At 39.7% G+C, this 15,267-nt stretch carries 17 protein-coding genes; 1 reads left to right on the top strand and 16 read right to left on the bottom strand.

All coding sequences use genetic code 11. The features are described from left to right. Positions 1-657, bottom strand: a complete 657-nt coding sequence (locus tag GR929_RS08000; RefSeq protein WP_159518578.1) for an ArsR/SmtB family transcription factor — start codon at positions 655-657, stop codon at positions 1-3. A 196-nt stretch (positions 658-853) separates the two neighbouring features. On the opposite strand from GR929_RS08000, the gene GR929_RS08005 reads away from it, so the two are divergent. Continuing rightward, positions 854-1,465: a hypothetical protein gene (locus GR929_RS08005; protein WP_159518580.1), complete on the top strand. Its 612-nt coding sequence runs from the start codon at positions 854-856 to the stop codon at positions 1,463-1,465. Between the two features lie 132 nt (positions 1,466-1,597). Here GR929_RS08005 and GR929_RS08010 read toward each other — a convergent pair whose 3' ends face one another. The 15 genes from GR929_RS08010 to GR929_RS08080 form a co-directional block, all read right to left on the bottom strand. Continuing rightward, positions 1,598-1,966 (bottom strand): heavy-metal-associated domain-containing protein, encoded by a 369-nt coding sequence (locus tag GR929_RS08010; RefSeq protein ID WP_159518582.1) that lies wholly within the window; start codon positions 1,964-1,966, stop codon positions 1,598-1,600. Between the two features lie 24 nt (positions 1,967-1,990). Next, complete coding sequence (locus GR929_RS08015) at positions 1,991-2,761, bottom strand: hypothetical protein (protein WP_159518584.1); 771 nt, start codon at positions 2,759-2,761, stop codon at positions 1,991-1,993. A 16-nt stretch (positions 2,762-2,777) separates the two neighbouring features. Further along, positions 2,778-3,182, bottom strand: a complete 405-nt coding sequence (locus GR929_RS08020; protein ID WP_159518586.1) for a hypothetical protein — start codon at positions 3,180-3,182, stop codon at positions 2,778-2,780. Positions 3,183-3,184: 2 nt separating this feature from the next. Then, the gene (locus GR929_RS08025; RefSeq protein WP_159518588.1) at positions 3,185-3,550 is read right to left on the bottom strand and encodes a metal-sensing transcriptional repressor; all 366 of its coding nucleotides are present in this window, start codon (positions 3,548-3,550) and stop codon (positions 3,185-3,187) included. 7 nt (positions 3,551-3,557) lie between these two features. Then, the gene (locus tag GR929_RS08030; protein WP_159518590.1) at positions 3,558-3,827 is read right to left on the bottom strand and encodes a thioredoxin family protein; all 270 of its coding nucleotides are present in this window, start codon (positions 3,825-3,827) and stop codon (positions 3,558-3,560) included. Between the two features lie 195 nt (positions 3,828-4,022). Beyond that, positions 4,023-5,759, bottom strand: a complete 1,737-nt coding sequence (gene merA, locus GR929_RS08035; RefSeq protein WP_159518592.1) for a mercury(II) reductase — start codon at positions 5,757-5,759, stop codon at positions 4,023-4,025. 44 nt (positions 5,760-5,803) lie between these two features. Beyond that, positions 5,804-6,415: a mercuric transport protein MerTP gene (gene merTP / locus GR929_RS08040; RefSeq protein WP_159518594.1), complete on the bottom strand. Its 612-nt coding sequence runs from the start codon at positions 6,413-6,415 to the stop codon at positions 5,804-5,806. Next, the gene (locus GR929_RS08045; protein WP_159518596.1) at positions 6,412-6,795 is read right to left on the bottom strand and encodes an ArsR/SmtB family transcription factor; all 384 of its coding nucleotides are present in this window, start codon (positions 6,793-6,795) and stop codon (positions 6,412-6,414) included. Before GR929_RS08045 ends, merTP begins: the two co-directional genes overlap by 4 nt. A gap of 329 nt (positions 6,796-7,124) precedes the next feature. Next, positions 7,125-7,784: a cation diffusion facilitator family transporter gene (locus GR929_RS08050; RefSeq protein ID WP_159518598.1), complete on the bottom strand. Its 660-nt coding sequence runs from the start codon at positions 7,782-7,784 to the stop codon at positions 7,125-7,127. After that, on the bottom strand, positions 7,781-8,959 hold the full coding sequence (locus GR929_RS08055) for a TolC family protein (protein WP_159518600.1): 1,179 nt from the start codon (positions 8,957-8,959) through the stop codon (positions 7,781-7,783). The genes GR929_RS08050 and GR929_RS08055 overlap by 4 nt, the downstream gene beginning before the upstream one ends. Beyond that, a complete protein-coding gene (locus tag GR929_RS08060) occupies positions 8,956-12,057 on the bottom strand; it encodes an efflux RND transporter permease subunit (protein ID WP_159518602.1) in 3,102 nt (1,033 codons plus the stop codon). The genes GR929_RS08055 and GR929_RS08060 overlap by 4 nt, the downstream gene beginning before the upstream one ends. 11 nt (positions 12,058-12,068) lie before the next feature. After that, positions 12,069-13,574, bottom strand: a complete 1,506-nt coding sequence (locus tag GR929_RS08065; RefSeq protein ID WP_159518604.1) for an efflux RND transporter periplasmic adaptor subunit — start codon at positions 13,572-13,574, stop codon at positions 12,069-12,071. 102 nt (positions 13,575-13,676) lie between these two features. Then, complete coding sequence (locus GR929_RS08070) at positions 13,677-14,099, bottom strand: hypothetical protein (RefSeq protein WP_157624444.1); 423 nt, start codon at positions 14,097-14,099, stop codon at positions 13,677-13,679. A gap of 161 nt (positions 14,100-14,260) precedes the next feature. After that, positions 14,261-14,467 carry a GDCCVxC domain-containing (seleno)protein gene (locus GR929_RS22085; RefSeq protein WP_159518606.1) on the bottom strand — a complete coding sequence of 69 codons (207 nt, stop codon included), beginning with the start codon at positions 14,465-14,467 and terminating at the stop codon, positions 14,261-14,263. 2 nt (positions 14,468-14,469) lie between these two features. Next, on the bottom strand, positions 14,470-15,264 hold the full coding sequence (locus tag GR929_RS08080) for a cation transporter (protein ID WP_159518608.1): 795 nt from the start codon (positions 15,262-15,264) through the stop codon (positions 14,470-14,472). Positions 15,265-15,267: the final 3 nt, after the last annotated feature.

Raw genomic sequence — 15,267 nt, forward strand, 5'->3', positions numbered from 1 at the left:
TTAGTTTTTTTCCAGTTGCCTAATTTTCCACTCGGGATAGCCTTCATCCAATCTCCTGACTTTAAATCCTTTTTCGGAAAGTACCCTCACCGCTTCATCGGCCAAAACACAGAATGGCCCTCGGCAGTAAGCAATAATTTCCTGCTCTTTTGAAAAATCTTTCAGGCAGCACAACAATTCTTTCATGGGGACGGAAATCGCCCCGGAAATGTGGTCGAACTCAAATTCTGCTGAAGGCCTCACATCCATCAGCAATACATTTTTGTTGTGAATCATTGTTTCAAGTTCATCAAGGCTTACAGAATTTGAGGCTTTGTTATCTTCCCGTTGCCGGTTCAATGTTTTTTCGAGTTCGGCAATTTCCTGAACAGCATATTTTATAACATGCTGGTATAATGAAAGAAACTCATCATTGATTATTGAATAGAAGACGTATTGTTTTTCTTTTCTTGATTTTACAATGTTGTTGTTTTTTAGTACCTGTAAATGCTGGGAAGCATTGGCAAAAGTCAGGCTTGTTGCCTGTACAATCCCTTCCACGCTTTTTTCTCCTTGCGCAAGCATCTCAATGATTTCGAGGCGTGCCGGGTTGGCCAGGGCTTTCATTAATTTGGCAAGCCCGTCGTACATGGCATCTTTAAATTCCCGTCCTTGCATAGCTAAAATCTAATTGTTTGATTCTGCAAACATACAACTTTTATTCAAGTATTCAATAGTTTTATTGAATACAATTTGGGATTAATAATTACAGCCTGAAAAGGAACTTTTGAAAAAAAAGAAAAAATATTGTCAGGTATTTTATTCTTATTCGACTAATACTTAAACTTTTTTGTCAAATTTAAAATGAAGTATTATGAAACATTTAAAAATTAGTCGTTTAGTATTACTGGCCGGGGGTATTGCACTGTTAAGTGCTTGCCAGAAATCAGAGGATTTAGTCCCCCAAAATGAAACAAAAGCTGCTGATATTGCCCTCAAATCGGCTCATCAGTCAAATGGGTTTGTACATGCACCCGTTGTTAATGTGGATGGAGAAAATTATTATTTTGCTGGTGCTCCTGATGGTCCGAATGGTGCAACGGATATTCCGGGTCACTACTGGAACCAGGCAGGCCCCAAACAATTGGTTGGGAAACATTATAATACCGGACCGTTTGGCGCAGCACAGTGGTGGTCATCGGATGCACCGGATGGTGAATATTTGTATAAGGTACATGCCATTATTGATACCTGGTCGCCTGAAAAAGCAGAAATGTATGCAGGCCGTGGTTATATTCATTATCATGAGATGGTCAGCGTTTCGGATGGAACCATGCACCCTACAAAGGTCGTGTGGCTAAAACATACGGCCAGAACAACCTTCACCCTCGACGGTGGCCCTCATCCTGAATTAGCCCACGAGGTAAGCCCGGGAGTTGACCTGGAATTCATTCCCAATGGAAAAAGTATGCCTCATCATCCTTAAAGCTGAAAACTAATAAACAATTATGAAAAGGTTTTTAAACGGGGATAAGATAACTTGATTTTATCCCCGTTTAACTATAAATTTATCACTGAATTATAGATAATTTTGGAAATATCTTTTTATTATAGCCCTTTACTTTCTTATTTTCTCGGGGATTGATTTAATAAAAGGTTTATTGGAAAATGTAATATTCCCCGGTTTAAAACCGGCATCAATAACGATTTTGTCGAGTTTTTCTTTTGTGACATCGTTTTTACCGGAGACCCGGAAAGTAGCATAACCTTTTTGAATATCAATATATATTTCTTTTGCCCCATTTATTTTTTTGAGTTGCTTTTCCAAACCATAAGCACAGAACGGGCACGCCATCCCTTTTACTTCCACTTTTACATATTTATGAATTTTTGATACCGTGTCTCTTTCAGGTTGTTGTCCGAATGTATCCGGGACACTGAATACTACAACCAGTACTAATATCAAACCGCTTATTTTTGCTTTCATTTTTTTAACCATTTTTTTTAACCATTATAGATGTAATTCCAGTGTGAACTTGTAGTTGGTTTCCGGTTTTTCAACATAACCGCTTTTAGCCATGCCTGTTTCAATACCGCCTCTTAGCGCTATATTCCTGTAGGTGAGCATAAAAGTAGGGGCCAACGACCAGGCATGTCCTCCGCTGTTTTGGATTGTATTGCCGTTCAGTTTCGATTTTTCCACGAACCGGCCTATCCCTTCCAGAAAAATGACCAGGTCGGGTTTGTAATAATTTGTTTTGAACGGACGAAACCCAAAGGTAGCTGTATAATCCAGGTTATTTCCCGGGTGCATGCTGTCATTAATAAATTTGGCGGCGTAACCGGCCGAGAAGAACCAGTACCACTTCAGTGCTTCCTGTCCGCCGGTGAGGCCCAGGTTAATTACTGTTGGCGAATCGTTCCCAACAGGAAATACCAGCTTGGTAACCGCGCTTACCTGCCGGGACATTCCGGGTTCGAACCAGGAATAAAACCGGTATTTCTGCTTCAGATGGAACCCTTCAAAAGAATAATTATTGTTGTCCAAAACAAACGGCATTTCCCCAATAACAGTCCAGTTCCTGGTAATACCGTAACCCAGTGAGTATTCCATTTCAAATAAACTTCCCGAGCCAGCAATCGTAATATGCGGGGCAAACCCTCCCTTGAACAACACATGTGGGCCAATACCATATAGCGGTTCGTGCGCAAAAGCCAGGTTGCTGGTTCCAAACCCTGCTAACAGAATCAATATTAATATCTTTGAAAATGGATGTTTCATCCTGTTTTTTTCTTTTTTAAAAGCCCAGCATTTTTTGCAGTGGTAAGGCCAGGTATGTCATAAACAGCCCGGCGAAGTATATACCCACTGAAATCCAAAGAATGACTTTACTCCATCTTGCTGTTGTGTCACAGGCTGTTTCATTTCCGTACTCATTTACTTCACAAACCTGGTTTCTCTTTCTACCATAAAACAGCCAGAAATTAAATCCAATTAATGTTCCGGCAATTATGAATGTCCATTCTTTATACTTACTTAAGGTCACCAACCAAGGCAAATCGGAAACCAAACCAGCCACCACTGCCCCCATTCCCAATGTAACCAGCAAGGCCGGAAGGGCACAGCACAACAGCGTGGAAAATGAAGTGAACAGGGATGCTATGCTCACGAAATCACTTTTTAGCTTTGCTATTTTTTGCATGACTACCCCTCTTTATTGTATTTTTCAATCCGTTGCTGTATCTCTGCAATTTCCTGAAGTTTGCTGCTGAGTTCATTTAATTTCAACTTTGGAAACTCCTGGCGTATATATTCAATTTTATCTTCATTGCCACAATTGCCCGGACAAGCTCTCACTGCATCCACTATGCTAATGGCCAAGGCTTTACGATAAACCTCATCCAAAAGAAGAAACTGTGTTTTTTGAAATGCCTTGTCAATCGCTTTAAATTGGTTGACAATCTGTTCAGGGGCGCTTTCGTTGCCCAACATTTTTATTACACCTTCAATTTGCCCTTTTATTGTTTTAAGGTCCGATATTATATCCCTGGTTAAATCTTTTGGTATCATAACTTATTCAAGATTGTCCAATACCTGCCTTTGCTAATTCTTCCTTGCTCACGCCTCTGTTTTGACAGCAAGAAAGTAATTTTCCGTTAACTGCTACTGCTGGTAGGGAAGTAATGTTATACTCTTTCATTTTGTCAACACAAACTTTGTCGTCACATTGTTCAACAAGGTTGTAAACGTTTACTTCGCAAGAGCCGCAAACCATTTCTTTTACTGTTTTTACTACCGGTTCACATACCGGGCATCCGGCTGTAAAAATTTCTACTGTTCGTTTCATAGCTTCATGTTTTTGTGTTACAAATCAATTACTGACACAAAACTATGACCGGGGGAGGGGTGGTCTCCAAATAAAACTTAATACTTTTTAGCCGGTCTATGATGTTTTTTGTGATGTCTTTGGGTAGTTGCCGCTGATTTTTTTTCAACATTGAGTTTTTCATCTGTTTTTGTTTTCATGACCTAAAATATGATGTTAAACCGCACAACAGCTTAATGTTGCAACATCTTTGTCAAATGCTATAGCAGCCAATTTTATTCCTTCACTCAATGTAAGATAAGGATAAAGGCTTTCTGCCAGTTCTTTGATGGTACCACCATGTTTTATTGCCATGCTCAATTGTTGTATTAGTTCACCACCTTCCGGTGCTACTACTCTTGCACCAATCAATTTATCTGTTTCGATATTGCGAATGAGTTTGATAAATCCTCTTGTGTCGTTTGCTGCAATGGCCCGCGGGACATCTTTCAACTCCAATTTGGAAACTTCAAACGGAATATTTTGAGCCTTTGCCTGTGCTTCATCCAATCCGGTACCAGCAACCTGTGGGTCGGTAAAAACCACCCAGGGCAAAGAAGAATAATCCGCTTTATTTTCTGTTCCCGTGAAAGCATTTTCTACGGCTATTTTTCCTTCAAAAGCTGCGGTGTAAACGTATGCAGGCGTATTGATACAATCACCTGCAGCATAAATGTTATGTAGGTTTGTTTCCATTTTGTCATTTACCAAAATGTGACCACCCCCATCCAGTTCGAGACCAATGTTTTGTAAACCCAATTTATTTGTATTTGGTTTTATTCCGGTAGAAACCAATATCTTTTGTGCTTCAAATACTTTTCGCCCACCTTCATGCTCTGCCACAACACTTATTTTTTCGGTATTTTCAGAAACTTCGATAAAATTCAGGCTGGTATAAATTTCTAACCCTTCATTTCTGAGATGGCTGGTCAGTTCTTCGGCAACTTCGGTAGTTTGTTTTGACAGCACCTGTGCCGAACGTTGGAGCAGTGTAACTTTGGTTCCCAGGCGATGATAGGCCTGGGCAATTTCCAATGCAATGTATCCGCCTCCAAGCACAATCATCGATTTGGGTTGTTCTTCCAGGTCGAACAAGGAAACATTGGTGAGATAATTAACTTCATTCAATCCCTTAATATCCGGAATATTGGTTGTAGCTCCTGTGGCGATAAGAAACTTCAGGGCGGTGTATTTGTCTTTGCCATCAACCAGTATGGTTTTGGTATCCACAAATTCAGCCCAACCCTGCACCATTTTCAGGTTTTCAAAATCGCCCACTACATCCAGGTATTTTTTTTGTTGAAGGGTGGCCACCAATCGTTTTTTGTCTTTTATTACCTGGGCAAAATCAATATCAACGCCTTTGGGTTTGATGCCGGCAAAATTGGAGTGTGTGGCGTGATAAGCAGTTTCCGCTGCCCGTATCAGGTTTTTGGAAGGGACACAGCCCACATTTACACAAGTCCCACCAAAGTTGAGGCCGCCATTGACCATCAGCGTGCTTAACCCCAAACTTTCGGCTTTTATAGCAGCTGAAAAGGCTGCCGAACCACCTCCGATAATGATAAAGTCGAAAAGCCCATCCCCAGCCCCTCCTAATGGGATGGAAGAAGCACTGCCTAAATCCTCCTCAAATGGAAGGGTATTTGCTTTATAACTTTTTGTTTCGTCAGTGTTATTTACAATTGCTTCTTCGCTTATTTCACGTTCAACCCGGTAATGCCCCGTGCTATTAATAAGGGCGGCTATCTGGTCTTTGTCTGTTTTATCAGGGTCGAATTCAAACTTTCCTGTGCCTGAATTGTAATCAATGTCCTTCGTTATAATACCTTCATTCCCCGAAAACTTTTTGGCAATGGTTTGTGCACAATGGTCACAAGTCATTCCTTTTATTTTAAATTTTGCAAATTTCATGTTTTAGTACTTTAGTAAATTCTTAAATAACGTGAAAAATTTTTTTATTTCAATTGCTCACCAACCACTTTATAGCTGGTGGAATTAATCGAATTAACAATCGCTTCTTGTGAAGTTTTTGTTTTGTCGAATTTCACTATCGCTTTACCCGTTTTATGGTCTGCTTTAGCTTCAATAACCCCGTCAACTTCTTGTGCTGCATAGGCTACGTGGCTGTCACAAGCTTCGCAGGTCATTCCTTCAATTTCGAGTTGAACCGTTTGAATATCTGCAGCATTAACTATAACGATTTCCTTTTTATTGTCAGGGTAAAATACAGGTGAGTAATATGGGAATACAAGCATTAATACAGCAAAAACTGTAACGATTCCGAGGAATTTTTTTGATTGCCAAAAAGAAGGTTTCTCGTCTGCCTCACAAGCACATTGTATTTCCCCGGCTGTTCTGGGTTTAAGCTTCTGGTACCAGGCAAATGCCAGCACTAAAATTGTAAGCCCGATTAAATAGGGGCGAAAAGGTTCCATCCACGAAAAAGAGGAAGCTATTCCGCTACTTCCTGCGATAAGCGCCAATACAGGTGTTATGCAGCACAATGATGCTGCTATGGCCGTAAAAAGTCCTGTACCCAGCAATGCTTTATTTGTTTTTGTCTTCATACTACTTCTGGTTTTAAAATTCCGCTTTTCGAATTAATTATATTAAAAATTGATTCCAAAATAGAGAGAATGTGATTTTTGACAAAATAGAAATAGGTCTGGCCTTCTTTACGGACACCAACAATATTTCCATCTTTTAATTTTCTTAAGTGTTGCGATATGGCCGAAATATTCATGCCCAGTATATCGCTTAAATCACAAACACAGAGTTCGTTTTCTTCATATAATGAATAGAGAATTTTTAACCTGACCTCATTACCAGCCAATCCAAGAATATTGGAAAGTTGCGAAATCGTATTCTCTTTCGATGCTATTTTACCCTTACATCTATTGATTTGGTCAATGTCTGCCAGTGCTCTTATACATACTTTATCGTTCATGATTTGTTTTTATTATTTTTGTATTTAAGCAAACGCTAAAATACAAAAAATGTTTTTACAATTGTCATTTCTTAAAATTATTTAAGTATTTGCTTAAATACATTTACTGAATAGACGAGGTTTCTTTATAGACCTGACAAATGACAATAATAAAAGTCTCACGTAGGTGATTTTAGCTCTTTTGGTTTTTCCGAGTTAGTTTGAGTTTCGACAAAAACCTAATGTGTTGGAAAGTTCGGTAACTTAATACCGATTGTTACATTTCACCGAACCAAAAGAGCAATAAATACAGCAATCACATTTTTTAGTTTTTATACTGTATTACGCTTTTAGTGATGATGGTGTTCATGTTTATGATTGTTTTGTTCAATATCCAACAATACTTTACCAGAATCTTTCAGTAACCCAACCGACCACTTAATAATCACGAACGAGCTGAGTAAAACTGCGATGGTATCAATAAACGGGATGTCCCAAATCCATGCAGCGGTCAGTCCCAGAATGGCGGAAACACTGGTAAGTGCATCGGCTATTACATGCAAATAGGCTGCCCGAATGTTGTGGTCGCTGTGTTCATGCTCATGATGCAGTATGAAGGCGCTGGCAATATTTACTATTAAACCGATAATGGCAACTAATATCGCTTCTTTATAAACAATATTCACAGGATTATAAAAGCGTTGGATTGCCTCAACCATGATAACAACGGCGAAAATAAGCAGCATCAAACCACTGCTGTAACCCGAAAGGGAAAGGATTTTACCTGAATTGCCTCTAAATTTTTCGCTTTTGGAAACCCTTCTCACGATGATATAAGCAATCCAGCTCAGGCCAATAGCAAACACATGGGAACCCATGTGAATGCCATCGGCCAGTAAAGCCATTGATTTGGTTGTCAGTCCAAAAATTATTTCTACAACCATTGTGACAGCAGTCAGTAAGACTACCCACATGGTTTTATTTTCAAAGTTGGATTTAATTTCTGTCATAAATATTGATTTAACTCTGCCAACGTTTTATTCATTTCCAGTTCTGACCGGAGCAATTTGTTTACACTTTCGTAATATATCGAAAGTTCAAGAATATAATCAATCAGTGAAATTTCCCCTTTGTCCAGTGCTTTTTTTAGTAATTCTGAACTGTCAAAAGTTTTTAGTCTCGATTTATAATCGCTTGCATTATTCTGAAGCCCGATTGCTTTTGCATGCAAAAGTTTTAACCGATTGTAAAACTGCACTTTTTGGTCGTTTGCCGTTTTTTCAATTGCAGCGGCATTAGCTTCGGCATATTTCACTTGGTTTTTGTTTTCCCATAAAGGGATTGATAAACCAAGCGTAATGCCCTGGAATTTTTGTCCAATAACGTTTTCGCTCATATAACCTGCTTTTAATTTAGGCAAGCTCATAGCCCGGTTCAAACCAACTTGTTTTTCGGTAGATTCCATCTCCTTTTTCAACCAATTCAACAGCGGGTTACTTTGTTCGGCTTGAGCGTACCACTGTTCAAAATCGGCAGGGATTGGCGTGGTTGCAAACTCACTTGCCGTAAATTCAATGGGGATACCTCCGTTTAAGCGGGTCAACTCACCCAGCAAAGCATCTCTTTTTACGTTGAGCGATTCCATTTCTTTACTTAAATTCAGCAAGTTTAATTGCGCTTTGTTGTATTCCCGAATATTGGTTTCCCCAATATCGAATTTGGATTTATACGAGCTGGCAATACTTTGCGCATGGTTGAGTCTCTTTGAAAGTTCCAATAACAACGCATTGGTAAAAACCAAATCGTAGGTGATTAAACGGGCTTCCAGCAACAAGTCTTTTCGCTGTTTTTGGTATTCAAGCGCTACCTGTTCATTTTTTATGTTGGAAATCTCCTTTTTATACTTGTAAGCCGTCGGAAAATCAAATGTTTGGATGGCGCTAAAATCTGTTCGGTTACCAATTGTAGAAGGAGTTCCCCACACATAGTTGAATGCGACTTCAGGGTTTTGCAGATATATTCCGGTTTTATTTCCTATTTGCTCAGCCTCCACTCTTTTTTGAAGGGCTGTCAGTGTTGTATTGTTCTTTTCAATCTCATTGAGAACACTTTCAATAGGGTTCTGAGAGAAAAGAGATGAATTGGACACGATAACACTAATTATCGCTATAACTATTTTCTTCATGAATTTTTCGTTTTAATGATTCCACGGTTATTTAGAATGCTATAAACTATGGGAACGATAAATATATTAAGCAAGGTGGAGGTAAGTAAACCGCCTAAAATTACCTGCGCCATCGGGCTTTGAATTTCGTTGCCAGGCAAGTCACCCTTCATAGCCAATGGTATTAATGCAAGGGCTGCTGTAAGAGCAGTCATTAAAATAGCGTTCAAACGGTCGGATGAGCCATTTATGACAGTTTCATTTAAGGATGTTCCTTTCGCCTGAAGCCGTTGATAGTTTGAAATCAGCAGGATTCCGTTTCGGGTTGCAATACCAAAAAGTGTTATAAAGCCGATAATTGCTGGAATGCTTAAAACGCCTGATGTAAAATAGATTGCAAATACACCGCCAATCAATGCCAGGGGCAGGTTGAGCAATATGATACCTGCAAGTTTGAAATTTCTGAATTCCTGAAACAGTAAAAGGAAAATAATTAATATTGCAAGAATGGAAGTAAACAACAAGGTTCTCGATGCTTTTGCCTCACTTTCAAACTGTCCGCCGTATTCTACGCGATATCCTTCGGGAAATTCAATGTTCTCATTTACCCTCGCCTGTATATCTTCAACCACTCCACGCAAATCCCTGCCTGCCACGTTTGCGGCAATAACAACCTTGCGCTGTACATTTTCCCTGCTGATGGAACTTGGCCCGGAAACAGAAATAATTTCTGCAACCTCTTCCAATGGCACTTTTTTACCATCGTGTGTATCAATTAAAGCCGAACGTACACCTTCTATTGTTTCCGTGTAATTTTTATTCAGCCGCAACACCAAATCGAAGCGTCGCTGGCCTTCATAAATATCTGCCAGTTTTTCGCTTCCGAAGGCAACATCAACAAACGCATTGAATTGCTCTACAGTAATTCCGTAATATGCCAACATCTCGCGGTTGGCTTTAATCTGAAGTTGTGGTATCTCAATCTGCTGGTCAACATTTACGTCCACCAAACCCTCGATGTCCACAATTGAACTTTTAATCTGGTTACCGAGTGTGAACATTTTATTCAAATCGGTGCCAAAAATCTTAATGGCAATGTTTGCCCTTGTGCCCGAAAGCATGTGGTCGATGCGGTGCCCGAGCGGTTGCCCCACTGTTGCTGCAATACCTGGAATACGGGCAATTGTTTCCCGAACATCTGCCATAAACTCCTCGCGGCTGCGTTCATCCAGTCTAAAATTTGCATCTATTTCCGCACTGTTCACCGTTTGCGAGTGTTCGTCCAATTCCCCCCGGCCTGTCCTTCTCGCGGTGCTTTCTATTTCATCAATCGTTAATAATTCAGTTTCTACCAAATTGCCCAGGCGGTTGCTTTCTTCCAATGAAGTTCCGGGTTGGGTTACTACCGATAAAGTAAGGGAACCTTCGTTGAACTCTGGTAAAAAGCTACGTCCCATTGAAGAAAATACAAAAAGTGAAACAATAAACATGGCAAGTGTGGAAAGGATAACAAGGCTTTTGTGATTCAACGACCAGGAAAGCGCTTTCTCATAATAGTATGAAAGTTTACGTACCAACCATTTTTCTTTTTCATTTTTGGCAAGATATTTTTCGTTGGTCAGCAGCAACTTTGTCAACAGCGGGGTCAGGGTCATGGCCACTATCAGCGACACAAACAAAGAAACAATAAATGATATACCCAGAGGTTGCAGCATCCGGCCTTCCATGCCCGATAGAAAAAACAGTGGTAAAAATGCTACCATGATAATTAAAGTGGCATTAAGAATGGATGACCTTATTTCTTTTGAAGCCTCAAATACAACGGTAAACGATGATTGCCTTTCTGCTTTTGGTTTTTGTTGATTTTGCCGCAAGCGCTTGTAAACATTCTCCACATCAATAATGGCATCGTCAACCAGCGAACCAATAGCAATTGCCATTCCACCCAAACTCATGGTATTAATATTCAAACCCAATGCATTGAGAACTAAAATAGCGCCCAGCAGCGACAAGGGAATGGCAAGCAGGGAAATAATTGTAGTGCGAAAACTGCCCAGAAATAAGAAAAGAATGACAATAACAAATATGCCTCCTTCAATTAATGCACGTTGTACGTTGTTCACCGAAGTTTCAATAAAATCGGCCTGGCGAAAAATCTTCGTGTCCATTCGAATGTCTGCCGGAAGGGTTTTCTGAAGGACGGCCAGGTTTTCTTCAATTCGTTCCGTAACATCGAGGGTGTTTGTGTTGGGTTGCTTCGATATGGAAATAATAATCGCCGGTGTTGCATTTTCAGAAGCATGCCCCATTTTTACAGCGCCTCCGATTTTCACTTCTGCCACATCGCGAACCCTTACAGGTTTCCCGTTTCTTGACTTTATATATGAATTGCCCAGGGCTTCCAAATCCGAGGTCCGGGCAATCCCGCGAACAACAAATTCGTTTCCATATTGTCGAATGGCGCTACCTGAAGAATTATTGCTAATCCCCTTACTAACATCAGCCAATTCCATCAATGAAACATCATAATATTTCATTTTTTGAGGGTCTGCCAATATCTGGTATTGTTTGTAATCGCCTCCTATGATGGTAACCTGAGAAACCCCGCCGGTAGCCAATATCAATGGTTTTACATTCCATTCGGCAATGGTGCGCAATTCCATCATGCTGGTGCTGTCGGCCTGTAAGCCCACAAAGAAGATTTCGCCCATAATGCTGGATTGCGGGGCGAGCATAGGTTGTCCAACGCCCAAAGGCATAAGCGATGAAACGGCAATTAGTTTTTCGCTTACAATCTGGCGGGCCTTGTAAATATCGGTACCCCAGTCGAATTCGGCCCATACAAAAGAAAAACCCTGCGATGAAGCCGAACGCACCCTGCGAATGCCTGTAGCCCCGTTTACGGCTGTTTCAATTGGAAAACTAACCAAACGTTCCACTTCTTCCGAAGCCATACCATGTGCATCGGTCATTACAACAACCGTTGGTGCGGTGAGGTCGGGAAATACGTCCACGTCCATGTTTGTGGCAGTCCTCACCCCGAAAACCACCAAAACAACAGAAGCAAGTATTACCAAATACTTATTATTAAGTGAAAATTTTATAATATTATTTAACATAGCCGTATTGTTTAATGATTGTGACCTGATTCAGCGTCTAAAGTACCTGTAGCCTGTGCAAGTTTCACCAGAATTGCTCCAGTGGTTACAAGGCGTTCATCCTGAGAAAGCCCTTGCAGGATTTCAGTTTTTAAGCCATCAGTTGCGCCTGTCTTTACCTCCCTTTTTTCAAAGAGTTCAGGTGTAATTTGTACAAAAACAAAATAATTTCCCTGTTCTTCCAGTAACGCTGAGTTAGGTATTGTCAGTGCCTGTGCGTTTGTAAGTGTTTTTAGGAATAACTCTACGAAACCACCTGGTACAAAAGTGCCTTTATTGTCAATCTGTAAACTCAACGGGATTAAATAATTGTCGCTGTTGGTATTTCTGCCAACCGACACCATTTTGCCGTTTAATTCTTCCAGTGAATAGGTCTGATTATCATGAAGCGTGTGAATATTCGCCGAATTTATCGTACCCAGGATTGGTGCGAATTTTCGTTGCACTTCTGTTCGTAGCAAAAGCGTTTTATTTTGTGAGATAATCACAATGGGTTGCCCGGCTTCAACATATTGTCCGTTTCGCACAAAAACCTGTTTAACATAGCCGTTCATTGTACCGACCACATTTTGCCCCGACGCATTGAAATATTTGTTCAGGTTATCATAAATTACCTTCGCATTCTCATATTGATTTTTCGCGTTGAGCAGGTCTTTTTCTGAAACAATTTTGTCTTTTGCCAATTCTGCTATTCTTTCATAATCGGCCTTTGCCTTTTCATAGTTGTTTTGAGCTTCTGAAAAACGGGTTGCAGAATTATTATTTGCTAATTCACTTCCGGAGATTGAAAACAGGACCTGTCCATTCGATACGGGTTTCCCTTCCAATATATTGTTGGCAGAAAGCTTGACAATGCCGTTTGTTTTCGCAGAAATAAGCGTTTCGTCACCCTGGGCAGATTCAACCCGGGCAGTAGTCCTGATGACCTGGCCGAATGGTTCTGTTTTTGGATGTGCCGTTGCAAAATCAATTTTCCACGATTGCTCCTTAGTAAATACCGTGGCATTGGTTGACGAAACAACAATATCTTCTCCCGCATGAATGGCATCATGGTCATCCGCAAAAACCTCTACTTCGGGAACTGTTAATTGAAAGTTTCCTTTTTCTGTTACTATATCAAAAACCAATTGACCTTTTCCTGAAGTTTCAGGTTTTAATTCAAATTTGTAAATGCCTTTTCGTGTTGGTTTCTCCAATGTTTGCCTTGTTTCTTTGCCATTTACAATCAGGCGGATGGTCATGCTTCCACTTTCCAATGCTTTAAAACTTGGTAAATGAGAAAAATGCGACAAAATTTCGGAGGATTGGCCTACCGTAAACGGGTCGGCTTCGGCAAAAAGTTCAAATTCGTTGCTGTAAGCAGTTAACTGGATTTTAACCTCGTCATGATGCGGTTCTTCGATTTCATGGTTATGGTTGGTATTGCAACTTGCTAAAAATATCGCAAGTACTGCAAATAAAAATATCTTGATTTTCATTGAAAATATTATTTAAATTTAAAAAAAACTGATTGAATGAATGCATATAAATCATGGACGATAAAACAGTTATCGCATGCATTCATTAAGAAACTGTAAAATTTAAACAATAGAAGGAGGCCCCCGTAAAGCATTGGCTTCCGGGGCAAAGAGGGAATTTAATATAATCTGTTCCCTTCTATAATATTGACTTTTCGAGCAGGGAGGTTCAAAATAATCATTCTGGAACACAAGTAACACCACAAATAATGTGGTGATTTTTTTAAATGAATTTGACTTATGAAGGTTTGTCCTTGCATAAACAAAATCACTGGTTGCCGAAATATGATGGTGAAGAGGAAAGGGATGATTGTGTTCATCGGCAGAATTCCCTTCGTTACTTTTTTCAACAGGGAAATCAACTATACTTTGTTTACTCAATAAACCTTCCACCATATCATCATGATGATGATGGAGAATCATCTCATGACTTAACACTACCAAAAATGATAGCAAGAGTGATATGGCATAAATTTTATTTTTCACAGGTGCAAAAATAGGATATTTAATTCTTTTTTTGCCAAAATCGATTTTGTTTTTTCAGAAAGTATTTTTAGGCTTTGATAAATTTCACTCCTTTTCAGATGTTGGATAATGAATTGTTTTTCACAACCTTGCCACTAGTTAAACGAATAAAAAATAAGCGTTCAACAGCAACTGTTTTCTTTTTGAATTGAAGGGCATTTTACAGAGCCAAACGAACAATATACACAACAATCACCTTTCTTTGGTCTCAAGACAGATTTACACTTTTCACACTCATAGAAAAACTGGCACGAATCTTCCCTCATGGTTTCCTCTTTTTGAAAGCCACAATTTGGACAGGTTATTATTGATTCTAAAACTACTTCCATATCTATTTTCCAAGTTTCAATATCCTGAAAGCCCCTTTTACCACGATTAAAAACACAATTGAACCGATGATTAAATCAGGATACTTTGATTGGGTCAACAGAACCAATACTCCTGCTGCGATAACACCAGTATTGATAATAATATCGTTTGATGTGAATATCATCGTGGCTTTCATGTGTGCTTCTTGGCTCTTTGACTTTTGCAATAAATAGAGGCAAACTGAATTGGCAATTAAAGCCAATGCCGAAACGATAATCATGGTTTGGAAATCCGGTACTTCTTCAAAACTGATAAATCGGCGTATCACCTCTGAAAGGCCAAGCAGGGCTAATGCCAGTTGAAAATAGCCGCTTAGTTTGGCTACTTTTTTCTTTCGGAGTACAGTTGAACCTACTGCCCAAAGGCTAAGTCCATATACCAAAGCGTCGGCAAGCATATCCAGTGAATCGGCAACCAAACCCATGGATTTTGAAATAAAACCTGTGGTGATTTCAAGGATAAAAAAAGCAAAATTGATAATCAGAACTATCCAAAGAAGTTTAGATTGCACACTTGGGTTATCTATAAATTCATCCTGTTTGACAATGATTGTTTCCTGAAGTTCAGCGCCTAATTTAAGTTCTTTCAGACGGTTTCCGATTTCTTCGTTTTTTTCGGAATGAAAGACAGAAAGTTTCCTGTTTTCAATATCGAATACCAAACCTTTAATCATAGAAAGCCCATCCAGTTTCATCCGGATAAGGGTTTCTTCCGACGGGCAATCCATTTTTGCTATGTGAAATGTGCTCTTTATCAACTT

It is taken from the genome of Sunxiuqinia indica (assembly GCF_009847015.1).
GTDB lineage: Bacteria > Bacteroidota > Bacteroidia > Bacteroidales > Prolixibacteraceae > Sunxiuqinia > Sunxiuqinia indica.

What these genes read in the sequence shown, in the direction of transcription:
- GR929_RS08020 (WP_159518586.1), bottom strand. Translation starts at nt 3,182, where the DNA reads ATGCAAAAAATAGCAAAGCTAAAAAGTGATTTCGTGAGCATAGCATCC.
- GR929_RS08000 (WP_159518578.1), bottom strand. Translation starts at nt 657, where the DNA reads ATGCAAGGACGGGAATTTAAAGATGCCATGTACGACGGGCTTGCCAAA.
- GR929_RS22085 (WP_159518606.1), bottom strand. Translation starts at nt 14,467, where the DNA reads ATGGAAGTAGTTTTAGAATCAATAATAACCTGTCCAAATTGTGGCTTT.
- GR929_RS08050 (WP_159518598.1), bottom strand. Translation starts at nt 7,784, where the DNA reads ATGACAGAAATTAAATCCAACTTTGAAAATAAAACCATGTGGGTAGTC.
- merA (WP_159518592.1), bottom strand. Translation starts at nt 5,759, where the DNA reads ATGAAATTTGCAAAATTTAAAATAAAAGGAATGACTTGTGACCATTGT.
- GR929_RS08025 (WP_159518588.1), bottom strand. Translation starts at nt 3,550, where the DNA reads ATGATACCAAAAGATTTAACCAGGGATATAATATCGGACCTTAAAACA.
- GR929_RS08030 (WP_159518590.1), bottom strand. Translation starts at nt 3,827, where the DNA reads ATGAAACGAACAGTAGAAATTTTTACAGCCGGATGCCCGGTATGTGAA.
- GR929_RS08045 (WP_159518596.1), bottom strand. Translation starts at nt 6,795, where the DNA reads ATGAACGATAAAGTATGTATAAGAGCACTGGCAGACATTGACCAAATC.
- GR929_RS08065 (WP_159518604.1), bottom strand. Translation starts at nt 13,574, where the DNA reads ATGAAAATCAAGATATTTTTATTTGCAGTACTTGCGATATTTTTAGCA.
- GR929_RS08060 (WP_159518602.1), bottom strand. Translation starts at nt 12,057, where the DNA reads ATGTTAAATAATATTATAAAATTTTCACTTAATAATAAGTATTTGGTA.
- GR929_RS08015 (WP_159518584.1), bottom strand. Translation starts at nt 2,761, where the DNA reads ATGAAACATCCATTTTCAAAGATATTAATATTGATTCTGTTAGCAGGG.
- GR929_RS08005 (WP_159518580.1), top strand. Translation starts at nt 854, where the DNA reads ATGAAACATTTAAAAATTAGTCGTTTAGTATTACTGGCCGGGGGTATT.
- GR929_RS08055 (WP_159518600.1), bottom strand. Translation starts at nt 8,959, where the DNA reads ATGAAGAAAATAGTTATAGCGATAATTAGTGTTATCGTGTCCAATTCA.
- GR929_RS08010 (WP_159518582.1), bottom strand. Translation starts at nt 1,966, where the DNA reads ATGAAAGCAAAAATAAGCGGTTTGATATTAGTACTGGTTGTAGTATTC.
- merTP (WP_159518594.1), bottom strand. Translation starts at nt 6,415, where the DNA reads ATGAAGACAAAAACAAATAAAGCATTGCTGGGTACAGGACTTTTTACG.